Here is an 18,962-nt window from a genome sequence, read left to right as displayed (position 1 = left end):
CGGAGCACCGCCAGGCTCCACCGTGCAGCCGATCCCTGTACCCGAAGGAGCCCCCAGATGTGTACCACCGGCCTCCCGCCGAGACCCCCGAGCGCCGCGTTCAGCGGCCGGGTGCTCGGCCCCGGGGACCCCGAGTACGACGCCGCCCGGACCGTGTTCAACGGGATGGTGGACCGGTTCCCGCAGCTGATCACCCAGCCCTCGACGGCCGACGACGTGGCCGCCGCGATCCGGCACGGCGTCGACGCCGGCCTGGAGATCGCGATCCGGTCCGGCGGGCACAGCCGGCAGGGCAACTCCACCACCGAGGGCGGCCTGGTGATCGACCTTCGGCGGATGAACTCGATCAGCGTCGACCCGGTCGCCCGGACCGCCCGCGTCGGCGGCGGCGCGACCTGGTCCCAGCTCGGCCGGGCCGCGCAGGAGTACGGCCTGGCCGCGAACGCCTCCCGGCACACCCCGTCCGGCGTCGCCGCGTCCAGCCTCAGCGGCGGGTCCGGCTGGCTGGAGCGGCAGCTCGGCCTGGCCTGCGACAGCCTGATCTCGGTCGAGCTGGTGACCGCCGACGGCCGGCAGGTGACCGCGAGCGAGACCGAGCACCCCGACCTGTTCTGGGCGCTGCACGGTGGCGGCGGCAACTTCGGCGTCGCGACCGCGGTGACCGTCCGGCTGCACCCGATCCCGACCGTGGCAAGCCTCACCTTGCTGTGGCCGTGGTCGGCGTACGGCGAGGTCGTGCGGACGTTCCGTTCGGTGTTCGAGGCCGACCCGTCGCCGGCGCTCAGCGGCGCCGTCGTCGCGGTGACCGATCCGCCCGGGACCGTCGTACCGGCGCAGCTGCACGGGCGGCTGGTGACGAAGGTCGAGGCGGTGCACACCGGCACGACGGACGAACTGCTGGAGCTGATCGACCCGCTGCGCAAGCTCTGCCCGGCGACCTTCCAGGTGCGGACGTCGCCGTCGGCCGCCAACCGGCTCAGCCCGAACGGGCCGCCCGGGCTGCGCAGCCACTGGCGGCCGAACTACCTCGAGTCGCTGTCCGACCAGGCCATCGACGAGTACGCCGAGTGGATCGCGCAGGTCCCGGACCGGACCGTCGCCCGGGTGCCGCTGCTGCCCTGGAGCGGAGCGGTGACCGCCGGCGCCGACCGGTGGCCGGGGCCGTTCCGCAGGGCGCCGTGGATGCTCGGGGTGCTGGCTCGCTGGGACTCACCGACCCGCGACGACCGTGCCGTCGGGTGGATCCGGGCGATGCACGACCTGCCCAGCCACCGGGCGCTGGACACCCGCTTCGACCCCGCGGACGGGGCGAGGCTGGGCCGGGTCAAGTCGGCGTACGACCCTGGGAACGTGTTCCGCCTGAACCAGAACATCCGACCGACCTGAAACGCATCGAGCCCTCGCGCACCGGTGCGCGAGGGCTCGGCGCGGTCAGACCGTCGGGTACCCCGGCTCCGCGCTGCCCGCCGCGGTGCCGAACCGCTCGCCGGCCTTCGGGTCCGGCCCGTACTTGTTCTCGCCGGCGGTCCCTTCCAGGATGTTGAACACGAGCAGCACGATCAGGCCGATGCCGGTCAGGCCGATCAGGATCCACCAGCCGGTGCGGCCGGTGTCGTGCAACCGCCGGACCGTCACGCCGAGGCTCGGCAGCAGGACGAGCAGGGAGTAGATCCCGCCCAGCACGCCGGTGCCGGACGCGGTGTCGGTACCGATGGCGCGGTCCACGATCGCCAGCACGATCGAGACGATCACGTTGAACAACGTGAACATCCAGAACTCCTGGCGGCGGGCCCGGCCGGTGAACACGGCGTACTTCTTCAGGACATCGACGTACCAGTGCATGACGGTTCACTCCGATCATCAGCCACCTGGCCGACCCAGGTCGTGCGAATCCAATGCCCTCCCCGGCGTGGGGGCCAAACGTGCGAGCAGGTCCTCGACACGTTCGGACCGGCCGGTGCGGCGGTGGGTCTGCCAGTCGTCGGCGGTCATCACACCGGCCACCAGGGCGAGGGCCTCGTCGAGCTCCTCGGCCAGGTACGGGTTCGGGATCGCGAGGCGTTCGCCCATCGCCTCCTCGGCACCGAACAACCGCGCCGACGTGACCGCGTCCCCCTCCCGCGCGAGGATGCTCATCATCGTGTTGGAGAACGCCATCGTCAGCGGCGGGCTCCCCAGGCAGAGCACCGACGGGATCAGCCCTCGGGCCAGCTCGTCCGCCTCCTCCACCCGCCCGACAACCGCCAGCAGGTAGGCGAGATTCTGCCCCTGGACGGCGCTCTCGTGCTCGTCGCCAACAGTGTCGAGCACAGCGAGCGACTCCCGCAGCAGCGCCTCGGCCCGGTCGTGGTGACCGAGTTCTTCCTCGACCCCCGCGAGGTTGCCGAGCATCCTCGCCAACCGCCCGGCGTCGTCGAGCTCGCGGTGCAGCTCGAGCCCCTCGGTCAGCGTCTTCTGGGCAGCTTCGAGCTCACCCTGATGGCGTTGCGCCGTACCGACCAGGCTCATCGCCCAGGCGACGCCGGACCGGTCGTCGAGCGACTTCGACAGGTCGAGCGCTCGCGTGGCCTCGGCGAACGCACGGTGCGGTTCTCCCTGCGTGAGCAGGAGATTGGCCAGCCCGCGCAGGCACGCGGCGAGCTCGATCGAGTGCTCCGCCGTACCGGCGCGAGCGAGCGCCTCCTCGTGCCTCCGGCGTCCCTCCGCGACGTCGCCGGTGAGCACCCAGATCCAGCTCAGCGCCGCGCACACGCGGACTCCCTGCGCACCCGTTGCCCAGGACAACGCCGCCCGGAAGTTGCCGAGCTCGGTCTCGACCCGGTCGAGCGCCGTCCCGTGCCGGGACTCGCGGAGCCCGCGCAGGCTGTCGCCGAGCTCGGCGTAGTACGTCGCGTGCGCCGCGCGGAGCTGCTCCAGCTCGTCGGTCTCGGCGAGCTTCTCCCCGGCGTACTGGGCGATGGTCTGGAGGAACGCGATCCGCGTCGGGGTGCCCTGGGTGACGGTGATCAGGTTCGCGTCGTGCAACTCGGCGACGACGTCGAGCGGGTCGACGGTGTCGGCGGCGATCGCCGTGATCGCGGCCAGATCGGCGCCACCGGAGAAGACCGCGAGCCGCCGGAAGACGCGCTGGTGCTCGGGCCTGAGCAGGTCGTACGACCAGGCGATCGTGTCGCGCAGCGTCCGCTGCCGGTCGGGGGTGACGCTGCTCGTCGAGGCGAAGTCGAGCGGATGGTCGATCCGGTCGAGCAGCTCCTCCATGCTGAGCACCCGAACACGCGGCGCGCACAGCTCGATCGCCAGCGGCAGCCCGTCGAGCCGCTCGCAGATCTGCGCGACCAGCGCGAGATCCGGACTGAACCCAGGCTGGACGGCGGTCGCCCGCTGCACGAACAGCTCGACCGCCGCCGACGTCGTCTCCAGCGGGGTCACCAGATGCTGCCGCTCGGCGACCAGCCCGAGCGGGCGCCGCGACGTGGCAACGACCTTGACCTGCGGCGCCCGGTCGAGGATCTGCGCGACCACGCGGTCGGCGCCGTCGACCTGCTCGAGGTTGTCGAGGACGAGCAACAAGGTGCGCTGGGCGAGGTACGCCGTCAGCCGCGCCGGCGGCCGCTCCCGCGGCGGAACGTCGAGGCCCTCGGCGATCGAGGACCACATCACCTCCTCCGACACCGCCTCGGCCAGCGGCACGAAGTACGCGCCACCCGGGAACTGGTTGACCGCCCCGGCGGCCGTCGCGATTCCGAGCCGGGTCTTGCCCGCGCCACCCGGCCCGACCAGACTCACCAGCCGTACGTCGGGCTGCCGGATCAGCTCGCCGAGGCGGGCCAGGTCGGCGTCCCGCCCGAGCAGCGCCGTCGCCGGGACCGGCAGGCTGGTCGCCGTACCGAGCGTGCGGGGTGGTGGGAAGTCCGCGTCCAGGCCGAGCACGGTGACCTGGAACAGCCGCTCGGGCTCGGGGATGTCCTTCAGGTGATGGGTTCCGAGGTCGCGCAACACGGCGCCGTCCGGCAGCGCCTGCCGGACCAGCTCGCCCGTCGTCGCCGAGACGATCACCTGCCCGCCGTGCGCGGACGCGGCGACGCGGGCCGCGCGGTGCACGTCCATCCCCCAGTAGTCGCCGTCGGACAGGCCCGGCGTACCGGTGTGGATGCCCATCCGGACCCGCAGCCGCTCACCACCCGGCCAGGCGTGACCGGCGAGCCGGCGCTGCCCGTCGACCGCGGCCGCGACCGCGTCGGCGGCCGACGGGAACACGACGAAGAAGCTGTCGCCCTCGGTGCCCTGCTCGACGCCGCCGTACGCGCGCCAGACCTGGCGCAGGATCCGCCGGTGCCCTTCGAGGGCCTCGAGGTAGCTGTCGCCGAGCCGGCGCAGCAGCACGGTCGACCCCTCGATGTCGGTGAACACCATCGAGACGGCGGCCATCAGATCGTGAACTCCACCCAGAGCGGGTAGTGGTCGGAGATCCGGAACGACAGCTGCGACTTGGTCAGCCCGTTCAGCACCAGCGGGACGAAGTCGAGACTGCCGCAGCGGTTGGTGAAGGTGAGCCCGTTCAGCATCGGCGGCAGGTCGGGCCGGGTCGGGTCGTTGAACCAGGCGATCTGGTCGTAGTAGTGGTGGTCCTTGTCGTTGTCGAAGATCGTCCGCGGCACCAGGCCGAGATCCGGCGGCGGCCAGAGCCCGGTCGAGACGAACGCCGCGAACAGCGGGTCGTCGATCCGGTCCAGGTTGAAGTCGCCGAGCACCAGCAGGTTGTGGTTCCAGTCCTTCGGGCGGTCGGCCCACTTGCGCATCCAGTCGGCGAAGGCCTGCACCTCGCCGAGCCGGTCCTTCGGGCCTTTGCCCCACAGCACGTGCACGGTGGTCAGGATGAAGTCGGTGCCGCCCCGCACGAAGGCCGCCGCGTACGGCGTCCGCGCGAACTGCTCGACCTTCCGGCCGGCCGCGTCCTCCTCCGCCGCGGGCGGCAGGACGATCTCACCGACCAGCCCGGACGGCTGCACCCGCTCGGAGTCGTAGACGTAGGCGAGCCGCTCGGCGTTGCCCGCGGTCCCCTCGGTCGCATCGGACACGATCACCCGGTAGCGCGGACCGAGCTGCTCGAGCAGCGCCAGCAGCGCGGTGGTGTCGCGCTTGCTCTCCTGGATCGCGGTGACGTCGAACCGCTCGACCACCGTCGCGATGCAGGCCAGCGCGTGCCAGTCCCGTTTCGGGGTGTCGTTCGGGCCGGACTGCCACTTCGGCGTCAGCCCGCCGAAGCCGCGCACGTTCCAGGTCCCGATCAGCAGGTTGTCCTTCACCTTGGCCGGCAGCTGCTGGTCCAGCGCGGCGCCTAACCGGTTCAGATCCTGGGTCACCGCTTTCGGTGCCGGACCGGCCGGCCTCACCACCGCACGCGCCACGATTCCCCCGCCCCACAACGAAAACCCGGTCACCCCAACCGTTGCACCGAGCCTGATCGAGCACCCGGCGTCCGTCAAGAGGGCCGCGACCTCTGGACCAGGCATTAATTGTTAGGTAAGTTTCCTAACAGTTATCTCCCGATCGCCCCCTCAGGAGTTCTGATGACACTGCGAAGACTGCTCGCTGTCCTCCTCCCGCTCCCCCTGCTGGTCGCCCTCGGCGGCGCGCAGGCCAACGCGGCCGACACGTTGCTCTCGCAACGACAACCGGTGCTTGCCTCCAGCATCGAAGACGACTCGTTGCCGGCCACCCTGGCCGTCGACGGCAGTACGACGACCCGCTGGGCCAGCGCGGAGGGCGCCGACCCGCAGTGGATCCGGGTCGACCTCGGGCAACCGGCCGCGATCCGGCGGGTGAAGCTGAACTGGGAGGCCGCCTACGCCAAGGCGTACCGGATCGAGGTCTCCGACAACGGCACCGACTTCAGCACCGTCAAGGAGGTTGCCAACGGCAACGGTGCGACCGATGACCTGACCGGGCTGAACGCCCGCGGGCGCTACGTCCGCCTGGTCGGCACGCAGCGCGGTACGTCGTACGGGTACTCGCTGTGGGAGCTCGAGGTCTACGGCACCGCCGACTCCAGCGGCGACACCCAGGCGCCGACCGTCCCGACCGGCCTGCAGAGCACCGCGGTCACCGCGACCTCGGCCGCGCTGAAGTGGACCGCCTCGACCGACAACGTCGGCGTCAGCGGGTACGACGTGCTGCGCAACGGCGTCGTCGTCGCGTCGACCGAGGCCACGACGTACAACGACACCGGGCTGACCGCGAGCACGGCGTACCAGTACGCCGTACGGGCTCGTGATCTGGCCGGCAACCAGTCCGGGACGAGCACGGCGATCACCGTGCAGACCAGCGCGGGCGGCGGCGGCGCGTTCGTGCTCGCCGCGGCCGGTGACATCGCCGACCGCTGCACCGCGTCCGACTCCAACTGCGTGCACCCGAAGACCGCGCGGCTAGTGCAGGCGATGAACCCGGCGAACGTGATCACGATGGGCGACAACCAGTACGACGACGCCCACCTGTCCGACTTCAAGGCCTACTACGACAAGACCTGGGGCAAGTTCAAGGCGATCACCAAGCCGATCCCGGGCAACCACGAGTCCTACGACGACACCCCGTTCGCCGGCTACAAGGCGTACTTCGGCTCGCTGGCAACCCCGCAGGGCAAGCAGTACTACAGCTGGGACAAGGGCAACTGGCACTTCATCGCCCTCGACTCCAACGACTTCGTCACCGGTGAGGACAAGGCCGAACCGGCCCAGCTGACCTGGCTCAAGCAGGACCTGGCGAACAACACCAAGGGCTGCATCGCGGCGTACTACCACCACCCGCGGTTCAGCTCCGGCGACCACGGCGACAACCCGGACAGCATCGCGCTCTGGCAGACCCTGGTCGGCGCGAAGGTCGACCTGGTGCTGAACGGGCACGACCACCACTACGAGCGGTTCCTGCCGCAGAACGTCAACGGCCAGGTCGACCCGAACGGGCCGGTCCAGATCATCGGCGGGATGGGCGGCGCGCCGCTGTACGACGTGCACTCCGCGCACCCGGCGACGGCCAAGATCCTCTCGACGTACGGCGCGCTGAAGCTCTCGATGACCGACAGCACCTTCTCCAGCCAGCTGATCGGGCTGGACAGCAAGGTCCTCGACAGCAGCCCGACCTACAGCTGCCACTGACGGGAACGGCTGATGTATCTGGCGAACAGCCGGGTCGGCGGTACCCCGTGGCACCGCGTCCCCCCGAACGTCCTGGCCCTGGGCGTCGTCAGCCTGGTCACCGACATCTCCGCCGAGATGGTGACCGCCGTGCTGCCGCTCTACCTCGTCCTCGGCCTGGGCCTGAACCCGCTGCAGTTCGGCCTGCTCGACGGCCTGTACGCCGGCTCGACCGCACTGCTGCGCCTGGTCGGCGGCCACCTGGCCGACCGCTGGCAGCGCCTGAAGTCGGTCGCCGGGATCGGCTACGGGCTGTCGGCGATCTGCAAACTGGGCTTACTGGCTGCCGGCTCGTCGGTCGCAGCCATCGGCGCGGTCCTGGCCATCGACCGCGCCGGCAAGGGCATCCGCACAGCCCCGCGCGACGCGCTGATCTCCCTGAGCAGCTCCCCCGAAACCCTCGGCCGATCTTTCGGTGTCCACCGCGCGCTGGACACGTTCGGCGCGTTCCTCGGCCCACTGGTCGCGGTCGCGGTGCTGTGGGCAAGCCTCGGCTCGTACGACGCGGTGTTCGTCTTCAGCTTCTGCATCGCGGGGTGCGGCGTGCTGCTGCTGGTGCTCCTGGTGCGTGACCATGAGCCTGCTACGAAACCAAAGGTCGTTCCTTTGAGAACCATGGTCGGGTTGCTGGCCATCCCCTCCTTCAGACGTTGTTGCTTGTGGGCGGCCGGGCTCGGCCTCGTGACGATCACCGACTCCTTCGTCTACCTCGCGCTGCAACGCCGCTGGGAGATCGAGAGCACCTGGTTCCCGCTCCTCGCGCTGGGGACGACCGGCTCGTTCCTCCTGCTCGCCGTCCCGCTCGGCCGGCTGGCCGACCGGGTCGGGCGCTGGAAGGTCTTCCTCGGCGGCCACGCCGCACTGGTCGTCGCGCTGCTGATGCTCTGCGGCCCCTCGACCAGCCCGTGGCTCGCGATCGCCGCGCTCCTGCTGCACGGCACCTTCTACGCCGCGACCGACGGCGTACTCCCCGCGACAGCCGGCCCGCTGCTCCCCGAGCACCTCCGCGCCAGCGGCCTCGCCCTGCTCCAGACCGGCCAAGCCCTCGCCCGGATGGTCTCGGCGGTCCTCGTCGGCCTGGCCTGGACGCTCTGGGACCTGCGCCCCGCCCTCGTCGCAACCACGATCGCCCTGCTGCTGGTCACCCTCGCGGCCGCCGCATTCAAACCCTGGGAGGCGAAGCAATGAAGAAGCTGCTACTCGGCCTGATCGGCGCCCTGGTCCTGATCGGCGGCGGCCTCACCTACGTCGTCTCCGCCCGCGGCAGCGGCCCCTCGGTCGACGCCCGGCCGGTGACCCACGGCGCGATCACCCTCGAACCCGGCAAGCTGCTGTTCCGCAACACCGCCGCCGGCCCGTCGTACGGCAAGCTCGCGCAGGACGGCGCGACCCGCACCATCGCCGACCTGCACTGCGACCGCATCGCCGTTGCCCACGGCACCGGAATCTGCCTGCGCTCCAAACCGGGATCGTTGCCTCCGCTCAGCGAAGTCCTTGTCCTCGGCCCCGATCTCGCAGTGCGTCACAAGCAAACCATGCCCGGCACCCCGAGCCGCGCCCGCGTCTCCCCCGACGGCAAGCTCGTCAACTGGACCCTCTTCGTCACCGGCGACTCGTACGCCGCCACCGGCTTCTCCACCCGCAGCGGCCTGTACGAGGTCGAGTCCGGCCGCCTGGTGAAGAGCATCGAGGAGCTTCCGGTGTTCGTGAACGGCCGCCGCTACTTCGCCCACGACTCCAACTACTGGGGCATCACCTTCGCCGCCGACGGTTCCCGCTTCTACGCGACCCTCGGCAGCAAGGGCAAGACCTACCTGATCGAGGCCGACTACCGCACCTACCGCGGCACCGCGATCCTCGAGAACGCCGAGTGCCCGTCCCTGTCCCCGGACGGCCGCCGGGTCGCCTACAAGCAGAAGAACCCCGACGGCACCTGGCGGATCGCCGTCCTCGACCTGGCCACCCGCCGGGTCAGCTACCCGCCCGAGTCCCGCCACCTCGACGACCAGGTCCTCTGGAAGGACAACAGCACGCTGCTCTACACGCTGCAACGCCCCGACAAGGGCACCGACATCTGGTCCACGCCGATCACGGGCGGTGCGCCGAAGCTCGTCGTACCGGACGCCGCCTCACCCGCGATCACGTGACGCCAGCCGCAGCGCCGGCAGCATGACCAGGACGGTGCACGCGACCGTCAGCTCCGGCCCGAGCCCGGCGAGCAGCACGCCGGTCAGGGTCGCGCCGACCGCCATCCCGAGATCGAACGCCGCGTTCCAGATCGCGCTCACCGCCGAGTACCCGGCGGCCGGCACGCGGTGGTACATCAGCGCGAGCGTCACGTTCTGCAGTACGCCGAACCCGGCCCCGAACACCGCCGCCCCCGCGATCACCGCACCCGGCGTGTGCACCGCAGCCAGCGCCGCGACACCTACGACGCACAGGAGGGCGCCGGGGACGAGGAGCCCACCTTGTCCCCGGCGGTCGCCGTACCGGCCGGCGAACCAACGCGCCGCGGTGCTCGTCGCGGGCTGCACGAAGAGCGCGACCGCGACGACCCAGGTCAGCGGCCCGGTCAGCACCAGCGGCAGGAACGTGACCAGCACACCAGCAGCCGTCGCACACAGCGCGAACAAAGTGGCAGGCCGAGTCAGCCCCGGATTACGCAGCCCGACGACCAGCCCATGATCCTTGGCTCCCTCCGCCTCCCGCTTCGGCAACCCCGGGATCGTCACCAACGCAACCAACGGCGCCAGCGCAGTCGCCACGAACACCACCGCGTACCCCCACCGCTCAGCCGCCAGCACCCCCAACGGCATCGCCACCAGCCCCGGAACCCCCGCCACCAGCCCCACCATCGCGAGCCCCTCGCCCCGCCGTTCCGCCGGAATCAACGCGGCCGTCAAGGCGCCCCCGGCAACCACCGAGATCGCGAACCCCACCCCGCGCACCGCGCTGACCGCCAGGATCACAGCAGTCCCGTCGTACGCCGCCAGCACGAAAGCCGGTGCCCCCAGCAAGAACAACCCGACCGCCAACGTCCACCGGTAGCCCAGGGCAACGGTCAGCCGAGGCGTCACCATCTCGGCCAGCACCGTCGCGAACAACAGCACCCCCGTCGCCAGCCCACCCGAAGCCACCGACCCGGCATACGCCGGCACCACCGCCAACGGCAGGTAGAACCCGATCCCCGACCCCAGGATCGACCCGAACCGCAGCAACAACGCACGAGAAACCAAGGACGGTCGCGAAGCAAGGTCAGTAGCCATACCCCGACGCTAGAAACAAACCGGCCCCCACTGAAGATCCAGTTCCGCTCTGGTAAACAGGACCAGTTGCCCGCGTACGCTGACCGGCATGGACGAGGCGACCCCCGAGATCCAGGCCCGAGTGACAGCGAGCTTCGAGCAGCAGGGCCTGATGGCCCACCTCGGCGCCCGGCTCACCCACATCGGCCCGGGCCTGGTGCACATCCAGCTCCCCGCACGGCCGGAACTCACCCAGCAGCACGGGTACTTCCACGCCGGCGCGACCAGCTCGATCGCCGACAGCGCCGGCGGGTACGCCGCGTTGACGCTCTTCCCCGAGGGGAGCACGGTGCTGACGGTCGAGTTCAAGCTCAACCTGCTGGCGCCGGCCGAGGGCGACTACCTGGAGGCGGTCGGGAGTGTGCTGCGACCGGGGCGGACGTTGACGGTGTGCCGGCTGGACGTGTTCGGCGTACGGGGTGACGAGCGGAAGCTCGTCGCCGCCGGGCAGCAGACGCTGATCCAGGTACCTGAGCGGTGATTTGTCCAGGAAAGTTCCGGGGGCGGCCGTCGGGGCTCTACGCCCCCGTCGAGCGCTGACCGAACCACCGTGGGAGGTGGGCGACCAGGTCCGCCTGGTCCTCGCCCACCCATGCGACGTGGCCGTCCGGGCGCAGCAGTACGGCGGGGGCGTCGAGCTCCTCGCTGACGTCGACCACGTGGTCGATGCGGTCCTCCCAGCCGGTTGCTGACAGGCTGCCGGTCTGGTCGAGCAGGATGCCGCGGCCGGCGTGCATCCGGTCGTAGAGGCGGCCGCCCTTCAGTTCGACGTCGCGCAGCCGGCGTCCGAGCAGCTCGTGGCCCTCCTCGCCGAAGTCGTAGCGGATGTTGGTCGCGACGATCTTCTCGGTCAGCAGCCGGTTGACCTCGTCGAACTCGACCAGCTCGGTCAGCAGTCGGCGTACGGCCTGCGGGCCGGGCTCGAGTGACATCAGCAGACTCTGCGCCCGCGTGTTGTCCAGTACGTCGGCCGCGACCGGCCGGCGCTCCTGCTCGTACGTCTCCAGCAGCCCGTTCGGCGCCCAGCCGTTGAGCTCGCCGGCCAGCTTCCAGCCCAGGTTGAACGCGTCCTGGACGCCGAGCCCGAGGCCCTGCCCGCCGACCGGCGGGTGCACGTGGGCCGCGTCGCCCGCCAGCAGCACCCGGTCGACGTGGTACCGGTCGGCCAGCCGGGTGCTGTCGCCGAACCGGGACAGCCAGACCGGCGAGTGCACCCCGAAATCGGTGCCCGCGACAACGATCAGCTGCTGCCGAAACTCCTCGAACGACGGCGGCTGCGACCGGTCCTCGGCGACGTCCGCGGCCGGTACGCCGATCCGGTAGGTGCCACCGGCCAGCGGCATCAGCCCGAACCGCGGCTGCGTCCGGCGTACGTCGGTCATGATCTCGGTCACCGTCTCCGGCGACACCGCGACCGACATCTCCCCGAGCAGCGTGTCGTCCGTGGACGGCTCGCCGGGGAACCCGATCCCGAGCAGCTTCCGGACCGTACTGCGCCCGCCGTCGCACCCGACGACGTACCGGGCCCGCAACGACGACCCGTCGGCCAGCTCGACGTCGACCCCACGCTCGTCCTGCCGCAACCCGACGACCTCGTGCCCGAACCGGATCTCCGCCCCCAGCCCGACCGCGTGCTCGGCCAGGATCGCGTCGATCTCCGGCTGCGGGATCCCGAGCGTGTACGCATGTGCCGAGTCCAGCGGCACCGCCCGCGGCTTCGAGATCCCCGCGAAGAACCCCGCCGCCGGATGCTTCGTCCCCACCGCCAGCAGCTTGTCCAGCAACCCCCGCTGCGCCATCACCTCGATCGTCCGCGCATGCATCCCCAGCGACCGCACCACCTTGGTCGGCTCCGCCGCCTTCTCCAGCACCACCACACCCACGCCGTGCAGCCGCAGTTCCGCCGCCAGCATCAATCCCGTCGGCCCACTACCCACCACGAGAACGTCAGTCACAGGTCCCCATTTCCCCGAGCACTTTCCTTCGAACTCGCAGGATCTTCCCCCACCACCTGGGCCTTGCGGCAAGTCCCCAGGTGCGCTATAACCTGATTACGGCAGGGAGATACTTTCCCTGCTTTTCTGCTGTCCGGGGCCGGCTGAGCTGCTGAGTCGTCGGCCGCGGTTTGTCCCGACCGGGCACGGGCACCAGTGGCGGCATGGCGAGTCAGCTTCCCACCGCCTCGGTCGTGGACTCCGCGCGAGCCCTCCGGGACATCCTGCTACCGGTCGCGGCCCAGGGCGCGATCGTCCGCCGCCCGCTCTGGTCCCAGCTCGCCGACCGATTCGCCACCGACGACCGGTCGCTGCGCCGAGCCCGTGCGCTGCGCCGCAAGTACGGCGACGGCCCGGTCCTGCTCCGCATCCCCGGCCGCTCGCTCGCCCTCGTCCTCGCGCCCGCGGACGTGCACCGCGTCCTCGCCGAGACCCCGGACCCGTTCTCCGCGGCCACCACCGAGAAGACCGGCGCCCTCGCCCACTTCCAGCCGCATGGCGTACTGGTCACCGATCCGCCGCTGCGCGCACCCCGCCGCGAGCTCAACGAGCAGGCCCTCGACACCCACCGGCCCGTCCACCGCCACGCGGACACGATGCTGACCGCGATCACCGAGGAGTTCAGCGCCCTCCACGGCACCCTGGGCTGGACGGACTTCCGCGAGCTCTGGTCCCGCGCCGTCCGCCGGATCGTGCTCGGCGACGTCGCCCGCGACGACACGCTGCTCACCCAGCACCTCGACGCCCTCCGCGCCGACGCCAACTGGGCCCAGTTCCGCCCGCGCAACACCCGCCGGCGCGACCAGTTCCACCAGCAGCTCGCGCCGTACGTCGAGCACCCGGCGCCGGGGAGCCTCGTCTCGGCGCTCCCGCCTGCGACTCTCGCGCCCGGGCCCCTCCCGCCCTCGGGCCGCCCGCCCGCGACGTTCCCGCCCTCGGCTGTCTCGCCCGGGACTCTCCCGCCCGACGGACTCGACCCGGCCGGCCAGGTCCCCCGCTGGTTGTTCGCCTTCGACGCGGCCGGGATCGCCCTCTGGCGTCTCCTCGCCGTACTGGCGGCCCGCCCCGACCTCCTCACGACAATCGTCGCCGAAGCCGAGCACCCCGACCGCTCACCACTCCTCGCCTACACCGGCGCCGCCGTCCAGGAGTCCCTCCGCCTCTGGCCCACCACCCTCGTCCTCCTCCGCGAGGCCGCCCGGCCGACGACCTGGAACGACGCCATCGCCCCCGCGAACACCGAGTTCGCCGTCGTCAGCTCGATCTTCCACCGCGACGACCAGGCGATCGACTACGCCGACCAGTTCACCCCCGAGATCTGGCTGGACGGCCGCGCCGACGGCGACTGGCCCCTGCTCCCCTTCAGCGAAGGCCCAGCAGTCTGCCCCGGCCGCAACGTCGTCCTCCTCACCACCAGCGCCGCCACCAGCCACCTCGCCCAGCACCACACCCTCGACGTCGACCCGACAACCCGCGCGGCCCTCACCCGCCCGGCACTCCCGAAAACCCTCGACCACACCAGAATCCGCCTCGGCTTCTGGCCTCGCTGACCTCACCCGGCAGCGGCGTACAACCGAAAGGCGGTCCCGCCCACGGCCCCCAGCTGCGGGTCCGGATCGAGCAGCCGCACACACGTCCCGGTCCGGTCGGCGAACACGGCGTACCGCCCGAGCGCCGTGCTGACCGGCGCGATCAGCCAGTCGAGCTCCTCGTGGGTGCGGTAGAAGTCGTCGACACCGCCCACGTCGTACACCCCACCGGCGCCCAGCGCCGCCTCGGCCGGATCCCGGACGAGCACGATCGTCGCCTGGCTCCCAGGCGCCGCGAGCAACGCCGTCTCGTCGTCGGGCCAGCCGACAGCCACCAGCCCGAGCCCTCGGTAGTACTCCACACTCGCCTCCAGGTGCTCCACCGGTCGCACCTCGAGCAGCAGTTTCATCGTTGTCCCCTTCACCTCTCCGTACGCCGTACGCCGGCCGCGCGGGCCTCGTCGGTGCGGTCGCCGACCGCCGAGATCCGCTCGGCCAGACCCGGATGCTCGCCGGCGAGCCGCGGGCCGGCATCGGCCAGCGGCCCGAGCAACGCCGCCGAGTCGCTGCCACCGAGCGCGTCGTGCACCCGGTCCACGCTCGCCTGCGTCGGCCGGTCCAGGCCGTCGAGCGCGCTCACCTGCCCGGCGAGGCGGCGCAGATCAGCCGCGTTGTCCCGGGCCCACGCCACCACCGCCCGGTCCCCCGCGCGCTGATCACGCGCCGCGCGCACCCGCTGTTCACCGGTCATCGCCGGCGCCTCGAGATCAGCGTTCAGCCGCAGGTACCGCTTCTCCGCGGCCTGCCGGCTCGCCACACCGAGGGCGGGGGCGAGGTCGGCCCAGCTGACCCCCGCCGCCCGCGCGGCGTCGATCAGCTGGGGCTCCCACACCGTCAGCTGCTCCCGAAGAGCCCGGATCCGCTCCAGCGCGGCCAGCAGCTCCGCCCGGTCGGCGGCGTCGCCTCTCCGCTCGATCGCCGCACTCACGAACGCGAGCGCCGCCGCCGTACCGTCCTGCTCCATCGGTTCTCCCACCTCGCAGCGGTCACCTGGTCAGGTGCCGAGCTCCTGCCGCTCGTTGCCTGCGGCATCGATCTGGATCTTCCGCGGCTTCGCCCGGGCCGCCACCGGGATCCGCACGGTCAGCACGCCGTTGTCGTAGGCCGCCGCGATCCCGTCCGCGTCCAGCCCGTCGCCGAGGAACAGCTGCCGCGAGAACACCCCGAGCGGCCGCTCCGCCACCTGCATCTCGACCCCGTCGGCCACCGCCGCCGGCCGGCGCTCGGCCCGTACGGTCAGCACGTTCCGCTCGACGTCGAGGTCGATCGCGTCCGCCGCGACGCCGGGCAGGTCGAACAGCACGACGTACTGGTCGCCGGAACGGTAGGCGTCCATCGGCATCGGGTTCGGCCGGGTCCACGTCCCCGGCGCCCCGCTCACCTGCTGGGCCAGTCGGTCGAGCTCGCGGAACGGGTCGGTGCGCATCAACATCGTTTCCCACCTCCACAGATCGTTGTCCGGTCTGTCAACACGCAGCACCGTTCTAACATGTCATCGGAAAGCTGACAAGATCCTCGTCATCCATCCGCTGACGGTTTCCGCATGCCCGCGGGTACCGGTCAGCTGGTCCGTCTTGCAGCAGGCGGGTTCTCGGGGGGCGCACCGGAAGGACACGACGATGACCGTCGGCGGCGTCGACACCTACTACGACTACGACGAGCAGCAGTGGAAGCACCGCAAGCTCGGCGGTGGACCGGTACGGCGGAAGCCGGTCTGCCCGCTTCCGAAGACGATTCCGGCGGAGATCCCCCGGGAGGAGGCGGCCGACCAGCGGGTAGCCACCGAGCCGCCGCCCCGGAGGTTCTAGGCGTACAGCGGGTGAGCAGCAGCCAGTACGCCGACCCGGCGCTGCAGGTCTGACAGGTCGGCCTCCGCGTCGGCGGTCAGCGCCTCGGCGATGATGTCGGCCACCTCGGCGAACGCCTGCTCGCCGAAGCCGCGGGTCGCCAGCGCCGGCGTACCGATCCGCAGACCCGACGTGACCATCGGCGGCCGCGGGTCGAACGGGACGGCGTTGCGGTTGACGGTGATGTCGATCGAGGCCAGCCGGTCCTCGGCTTGCTGACCGTCGAGCGTGCAGTCGCGCAGGTCGACCAGGACCAGGTGGACGTCGGTCCCGCCGGAGACCACTGAGATGCCGTGCTTGGCGACGTCGGGCTGAACCAGCCGCTCGGCGAGGATCCGTGCGCCGGCGAGGACGCGTTCCTGGCGCTCGCGGAACTCCTCCGAGGCGGCGATCTTGAACGCGACCGCCTTGCCCGCGATCACGTGCTCGAGCGGCCCGCCCTGCTGGCCGGGGAACACCGCCGAGTTGATCTTCTTGGCCAGGTCGGCGTCGTTGGTCAGGATGATCCCGCCGCGCGGGCCCGCCAGCGTCTTGTGCGTGGTCGACGTCGTCACGTGGGCGTGCGGCACCGGCGACGGGTGCAGCCCGGCCGCGACCAGCCCGGCGAAGTGCGCCATGTCGACCATCAGGTACGCACCGACCGCGTCGGCGATCCGGCGGAACTCGGCGAAGTCCAACTGCCGGGCGTACGCCGACCAGCCGGCCACGATCAGCTTCGGCTGGTGCTCGTGGGCCAGCCGCTCGACCTCGGCCATGTCGACGCGGTGGTCGTCGGCGTTCACCTGGTACGGGATCACGTCGTACAGGCGGCCGGAGAAGTTGATCTTCATCCCGTGCGTCAGGTGGCCGCCGTGCGCCAGGTTCAGGCCCATGATCGTGTCGCCGGGCCGGATCAGCGCGTGCATCACCGACGCGTTCGCCTGCGCACCGGAGTGCGGCTGCACGTTCGCGTACGCCGCCCCGAACAGCGCCTTGACCCGGTCGATCGCGAGCTGCTCGATCACGTCGACGTGCTCGCAGCCGCCGTAGTACCGGCGGCCCGGGTAGCCCTCGGCGTACTTGTTGGTGAGCACCGAGCCCTGGGCCTGCATCACCGCGGCCGCGGTGTGGTTCTCCGAGGCGATCATCTCCAGGCCGTCGCGCTGCCGGGTCAGCTCGTCGGCGATCTTCACCGCGATCTCCGGGTCGAGGTCGGCCAGGTCCGCGTTCAGGCTCGGGGCGACGACCTGCTGGAAGGCGCTCACAGCTCACCACCGTGCTTGGCCGCGTAGTCCTCGGCCGACAGCAGCGGGCCGTCGGCGGTGGCGTTCACCTTGAACAGCCAGACGCCGTACGGGTCCTCGTTGATCGCGGCCGGGTCGTCGGCGACCGCGGGGTTGACCTCGACGATCTCGCCGGTCACCGGCGAGTACAGGTCGGAGACGGACTTGGTGGACTCCACCTCGCCGCAGCTGTCCCCCGCGGTCACGCTCGCGCCGACCTCGGGCAGCTCGACGTAGACGATGTCGCCGAGCGCGTCGGTGGCGATCGCGGAGATGCCGACGGCAACGACGCCGGCGTCCTCACGGGCCACCCACTCGTGCTCGTCGGAGTACTGCAGGCCGGCCTTGACGGTGGGCATCTCGGTCCTCACTTCTGGCGCTGGTAGAAGGGCAGGGTGGTCACTTCGAACGGCTCGGGCGTCCCGCGCAGGTCGACGTGCAGTGCGGTGCCCGGCTCGGCGTGCTCGACGTCGACGTAGGCCAGAGCGACCGGTACGCCGAGCGTCGGGCTCGGCTGCCCGGAGGTGATCTCGCCGACCACGACACCGTCCTTGAGCACCGGGTAGTGGCTGCGCGGCGCGCGCCGGCCGGCGCCGGTCAGGCCGACGAGCTTCCGGGCCGATCCCGTTTCCTTGCGCTGGGCAAGGGCGTCCCGGCCGACGAAGTCCTTGCTGAGCGCAACGACACCGCCGAGCCCGGCGGCGTACGGGTCGCCGTCGCGCGACAGTTCGTTGCCGTACAGCGGCATCCCGGCCTCGAGCCGCAGCGAGTCGCGCGCGGCCAGACCGCACGGGGTCAGCTCGCCATCCTCGGCGACGGCCTCGATCGCCTGCCAGACCTCGGCGGCGTCGTCGTTGCCGACGAAGATCTCGAACCCGTCCTCGCCGGTGTAGCCGGTGCGCGCGACCGGGAGGTTGCGGTCGGCAAGCGTCACCTCGACGGCGGCGTAGTACCTGAGCTCGGTGAGGAGCTGCTGCTGGTCAGCCGGGACCAGGCGGAGCAGGATCGCCTCCGCCTTCGGGCCCTGGACGGCGATCAGCGACGTCCGCGCCGAGGCGTCGTCGACGGTGACGGCGAAGTCCTTCGCACGCTCGGCGAGCGCCGCGACGACGGTCTCGGCGTTGCCCGCGTTCGGGACGACCAGGAACGCGTCCGGACGCCGGTAGGTGATCAGGTCGTCGATCACGCCGCCGTCCTCGGCGCAGATCAGCGAGTACTTCGCCTTCCCCTGCGCCATCGCGGAGATCTTGCCGACCAGCGCGTGGTCAAGGAACGCCGCGGCGTCCGGGCCGGTCACCCAGACCTCACCCATGTGGGACAGGTCGAAGAGCCCGGCGGACCGGCGTACGGCGTGGTGCTCGGCGAGCTCGGAGCGGTACTTGAGCGGCATCTGCCAGCCGCCGAAGTCGGTGAAGCTCGCGCCGAGGCGCTCGTGCTGGGCGCGCAGCGCCGTGTACTTGTCGGGCATGGGAACTCCAGAATCCGGGTGGCAGGCGCCACGCGATCAGGGTTCCTCCCCGCTCTGTATCGGACCTGAGAGTTTCCGCGCCGGGACCTGCGCTTGCACCGTCGGTGAGCCGGACGACCGGCTGCTTTCCAGAGTTGCCTGACCGCGGCGGTACGGGGGCCTGAGAGATTCCCGGGGAGGGTTTGCTCCTACGGCACCTGCACGGCGGCAGGATTCTCCCGCCGCGGATCATCAGCGTGTTCAGTTGTCGCTGGCACCCTAAGCGGGCCGCCACCGGGCGCGCAAGGCGGCCGCGTACCGGCGGCGC

Annotated in this window: 18 protein-coding genes and 2 riboswitches; of the genes, 7 read left to right on the top strand and 11 right to left on the bottom strand. The window is 71.3% G+C overall.

Annotated features, from left to right (window positions below; translation table 11 throughout):
* The first annotated feature begins 57 nt into the window (after nt 1–57).
* Complete coding sequence (locus ACZ6Z4_RS08665) at nt 58–1,386, top strand: FAD-binding oxidoreductase (RefSeq protein WP_465559982.1); 1,329 nt, start codon at nt 58–60, stop codon at nt 1,384–1,386.
* A gap of 45 nt (nt 1,387–1,431) precedes the next feature.
* On the opposite strand, the gene ACZ6Z4_RS08660 is transcribed toward ACZ6Z4_RS08665, so the two are convergent.
* Genes ACZ6Z4_RS08660 through ACZ6Z4_RS08650 form a run of 3 tightly spaced genes read right to left on the bottom strand, consistent with a single transcriptional unit; the run spans nt 1,432 to nt 5,363 of the window.
* Nucleotides 1,432–1,842 carry a DUF805 domain-containing protein gene (locus ACZ6Z4_RS08660; protein WP_465559979.1) on the bottom strand — a complete coding sequence of 137 codons (411 nt, stop codon included), beginning with the start codon at nt 1,840–1,842 and terminating at the stop codon, nt 1,432–1,434.
* An 18-nt stretch (nt 1,843–1,860) separates the two neighbouring features.
* Nucleotides 1,861–4,428, bottom strand: a complete 2,568-nt coding sequence (locus ACZ6Z4_RS08655; RefSeq protein ID WP_465559976.1) for a tetratricopeptide repeat protein — start codon at nt 4,426–4,428, stop codon at nt 1,861–1,863.
* Nucleotides 4,428–5,363 carry an endonuclease/exonuclease/phosphatase family protein gene (locus ACZ6Z4_RS08650; protein ID WP_465559973.1) on the bottom strand — a complete coding sequence of 312 codons (936 nt, stop codon included), beginning with the start codon at nt 5,361–5,363 and terminating at the stop codon, nt 4,428–4,430. The genes ACZ6Z4_RS08655 and ACZ6Z4_RS08650 overlap by 1 nt, the downstream gene beginning before the upstream one ends.
* A gap of 207 nt (nt 5,364–5,570) precedes the next feature.
* On the opposite strand from ACZ6Z4_RS08650, the gene ACZ6Z4_RS08645 reads away from it, so the two are divergent.
* The 3 genes from ACZ6Z4_RS08645 to ACZ6Z4_RS08635 are packed head-to-tail and all read left to right on the top strand — an operon-like array spanning nt 5,571 to nt 9,337.
* The gene (locus ACZ6Z4_RS08645; protein ID WP_465559970.1) at nt 5,571–7,151 is read left to right on the top strand and encodes a discoidin domain-containing protein; all 1,581 of its coding nucleotides are present in this window, start codon (nt 5,571–5,573) and stop codon (nt 7,149–7,151) included.
* 12 nt (nt 7,152–7,163) lie between these two features.
* Entirely contained in the window at nt 7,164–8,378 is a 1,215-nt protein-coding gene (locus ACZ6Z4_RS08640) for an MFS transporter (RefSeq protein ID WP_465559966.1), read from the top strand.
* Nucleotides 8,375–9,337, top strand: coding sequence for a hypothetical protein (locus ACZ6Z4_RS08635; protein ID WP_465559963.1), 963 nt, complete (start codon nt 8,375–8,377; stop codon nt 9,335–9,337). Before ACZ6Z4_RS08640 ends, ACZ6Z4_RS08635 begins: the two co-directional genes overlap by 4 nt.
* Here ACZ6Z4_RS08635 and ACZ6Z4_RS08630 read toward each other — a convergent pair.
* Entirely contained in the window at nt 9,320–10,456 is a 1,137-nt protein-coding gene (locus ACZ6Z4_RS08630; protein WP_465559960.1) for an MFS transporter, read from the bottom strand. The genes ACZ6Z4_RS08635 and ACZ6Z4_RS08630 overlap by 18 nt on opposite strands.
* Nucleotides 10,457–10,544: 88 nt before the next feature.
* Here ACZ6Z4_RS08630 and ACZ6Z4_RS08625 point away from each other — a divergent pair, with 88 nt between their 5' ends.
* Nucleotides 10,545–10,976 carry a PaaI family thioesterase gene (locus ACZ6Z4_RS08625; protein WP_465559957.1) on the top strand — a complete coding sequence of 144 codons (432 nt, stop codon included), beginning with the start codon at nt 10,545–10,547 and terminating at the stop codon, nt 10,974–10,976.
* 37 nt (nt 10,977–11,013) lie between these two features.
* Here the strand turns inward: ACZ6Z4_RS08625 and rox are convergent, their stop codons facing one another.
* On the bottom strand, nt 11,014–12,450 hold the full coding sequence (gene rox / locus ACZ6Z4_RS08620) for a rifampin monooxygenase (RefSeq protein ID WP_465559954.1): 1,437 nt from the start codon (nt 12,448–12,450) through the stop codon (nt 11,014–11,016).
* Between the two features lie 203 nt (nt 12,451–12,653).
* Here rox and ACZ6Z4_RS08615 point away from each other — a divergent pair, with 203 nt between their 5' ends.
* Entirely contained in the window at nt 12,654–14,039 is a 1,386-nt protein-coding gene (locus ACZ6Z4_RS08615) for a cytochrome P450 (RefSeq protein WP_465559951.1), read from the top strand.
* 2 nt (nt 14,040–14,041) lie between these two features.
* On the opposite strand, the gene ACZ6Z4_RS08610 is transcribed toward ACZ6Z4_RS08615, so the two are convergent.
* From ACZ6Z4_RS08610 to ACZ6Z4_RS08600, 3 genes are read right to left on the bottom strand one after another with little or no spacing between them, the layout of a single operon-like run.
* The gene (locus ACZ6Z4_RS08610) at nt 14,042–14,428 is read right to left on the bottom strand and encodes a hypothetical protein (protein WP_465559948.1); all 387 of its coding nucleotides are present in this window, start codon (nt 14,426–14,428) and stop codon (nt 14,042–14,044) included.
* Nucleotides 14,429–14,439: 11 nt separating this feature from the next.
* A complete protein-coding gene (locus ACZ6Z4_RS08605; RefSeq protein ID WP_465559945.1) occupies nt 14,440–15,042 on the bottom strand; it encodes a hypothetical protein in 603 nt (200 codons plus the stop codon).
* Nucleotides 15,043–15,072: 30 nt separating this feature from the next.
* Nucleotides 15,073–15,510: an Hsp20/alpha crystallin family protein gene (locus ACZ6Z4_RS08600; RefSeq protein WP_465559942.1), complete on the bottom strand. Its 438-nt coding sequence runs from the start codon at nt 15,508–15,510 to the stop codon at nt 15,073–15,075.
* Nucleotides 15,511–15,697: 187 nt separating this feature from the next.
* Here ACZ6Z4_RS08600 and ACZ6Z4_RS08595 point away from each other — a divergent pair, with 187 nt between their 5' ends.
* Entirely contained in the window at nt 15,698–15,886 is a 189-nt protein-coding gene (locus tag ACZ6Z4_RS08595; protein ID WP_465559939.1) for a hypothetical protein, read from the top strand.
* Here ACZ6Z4_RS08595 and glyA read toward each other — a convergent pair.
* The 3 genes from glyA to gcvT are packed head-to-tail and all read right to left on the bottom strand — an operon-like array spanning nt 15,883 to nt 18,655.
* Nucleotides 15,883–17,169 carry a serine hydroxymethyltransferase gene (gene glyA, locus ACZ6Z4_RS08590; protein WP_465559936.1) on the bottom strand — a complete coding sequence of 429 codons (1,287 nt, stop codon included), beginning with the start codon at nt 17,167–17,169 and terminating at the stop codon, nt 15,883–15,885. The two genes, ACZ6Z4_RS08595 and glyA, sit on opposite strands and share 4 nt — an antisense overlap.
* Nucleotides 17,166–17,546, bottom strand: coding sequence for a glycine cleavage system protein GcvH (gene gcvH / locus ACZ6Z4_RS08585; protein ID WP_465559933.1), 381 nt, complete (start codon nt 17,544–17,546; stop codon nt 17,166–17,168). Before gcvH ends, glyA begins: the two co-directional genes overlap by 4 nt.
* 8 nt (nt 17,547–17,554) lie before the next feature.
* Entirely contained in the window at nt 17,555–18,655 is a 1,101-nt protein-coding gene (gene gcvT, locus ACZ6Z4_RS08580) for a glycine cleavage system aminomethyltransferase GcvT (protein WP_465559930.1), read from the bottom strand.
* Nucleotides 18,656–18,699: 44 nt separating this feature from the next.
* A riboswitch (glycine riboswitch) is annotated at nt 18,700–18,793 on the bottom strand.
* A riboswitch (glycine riboswitch) is annotated at nt 18,794–18,886 on the bottom strand.
* Nucleotides 18,887–18,962 lie beyond the last annotated feature (76 nt).

The sequence above is a fragment of the Kribbella sp. NPDC104740 genome (genome assembly GCF_055583505.1).
This window is presented reverse-complemented; position numbering and strand designations above follow the sequence as displayed.

Coding starts and splice junctions, on each gene's coding strand:
- ACZ6Z4_RS08655 (WP_465559976.1), bottom strand. CDS start 4,428: ATGGCCGCCGTCTCGATGGTGTTCACCGACATCGAGGGGTCGACCGTG.
- ACZ6Z4_RS08630 (WP_465559960.1), bottom strand. CDS start 10,456: ATGGCTACTGACCTTGCTTCGCGACCGTCCTTGGTTTCTCGTGCGTTG.
- ACZ6Z4_RS08665 (WP_465559982.1), top strand. CDS start 58: ATGTGTACCACCGGCCTCCCGCCGAGACCCCCGAGCGCCGCGTTCAGC.
- ACZ6Z4_RS08615 (WP_465559951.1), top strand. CDS start 12,654: ATGGCGAGTCAGCTTCCCACCGCCTCGGTCGTGGACTCCGCGCGAGCC.
- ACZ6Z4_RS08645 (WP_465559970.1), top strand. CDS start 5,571: ATGACACTGCGAAGACTGCTCGCTGTCCTCCTCCCGCTCCCCCTGCTG.
- ACZ6Z4_RS08640 (WP_465559966.1), top strand. CDS start 7,164: ATGTATCTGGCGAACAGCCGGGTCGGCGGTACCCCGTGGCACCGCGTC.
- ACZ6Z4_RS08635 (WP_465559963.1), top strand. CDS start 8,375: ATGAAGAAGCTGCTACTCGGCCTGATCGGCGCCCTGGTCCTGATCGGC.
- ACZ6Z4_RS08610 (WP_465559948.1), bottom strand. CDS start 14,428: ATGAAACTGCTGCTCGAGGTGCGACCGGTGGAGCACCTGGAGGCGAGT.
- gcvT (WP_465559930.1), bottom strand. CDS start 18,655: ATGCCCGACAAGTACACGGCGCTGCGCGCCCAGCACGAGCGCCTCGGC.
- ACZ6Z4_RS08660 (WP_465559979.1), bottom strand. CDS start 1,842: ATGCACTGGTACGTCGATGTCCTGAAGAAGTACGCCGTGTTCACCGGC.
- ACZ6Z4_RS08600 (WP_465559942.1), bottom strand. CDS start 15,510: ATGTTGATGCGCACCGACCCGTTCCGCGAGCTCGACCGACTGGCCCAG.
- ACZ6Z4_RS08605 (WP_465559945.1), bottom strand. CDS start 15,042: ATGGAGCAGGACGGTACGGCGGCGGCGCTCGCGTTCGTGAGTGCGGCG.
- ACZ6Z4_RS08595 (WP_465559939.1), top strand. CDS start 15,698: ATGACCGTCGGCGGCGTCGACACCTACTACGACTACGACGAGCAGCAG.
- ACZ6Z4_RS08625 (WP_465559957.1), top strand. CDS start 10,545: ATGGACGAGGCGACCCCCGAGATCCAGGCCCGAGTGACAGCGAGCTTC.
- gcvH (WP_465559933.1), bottom strand. CDS start 17,546: ATGCCCACCGTCAAGGCCGGCCTGCAGTACTCCGACGAGCACGAGTGG.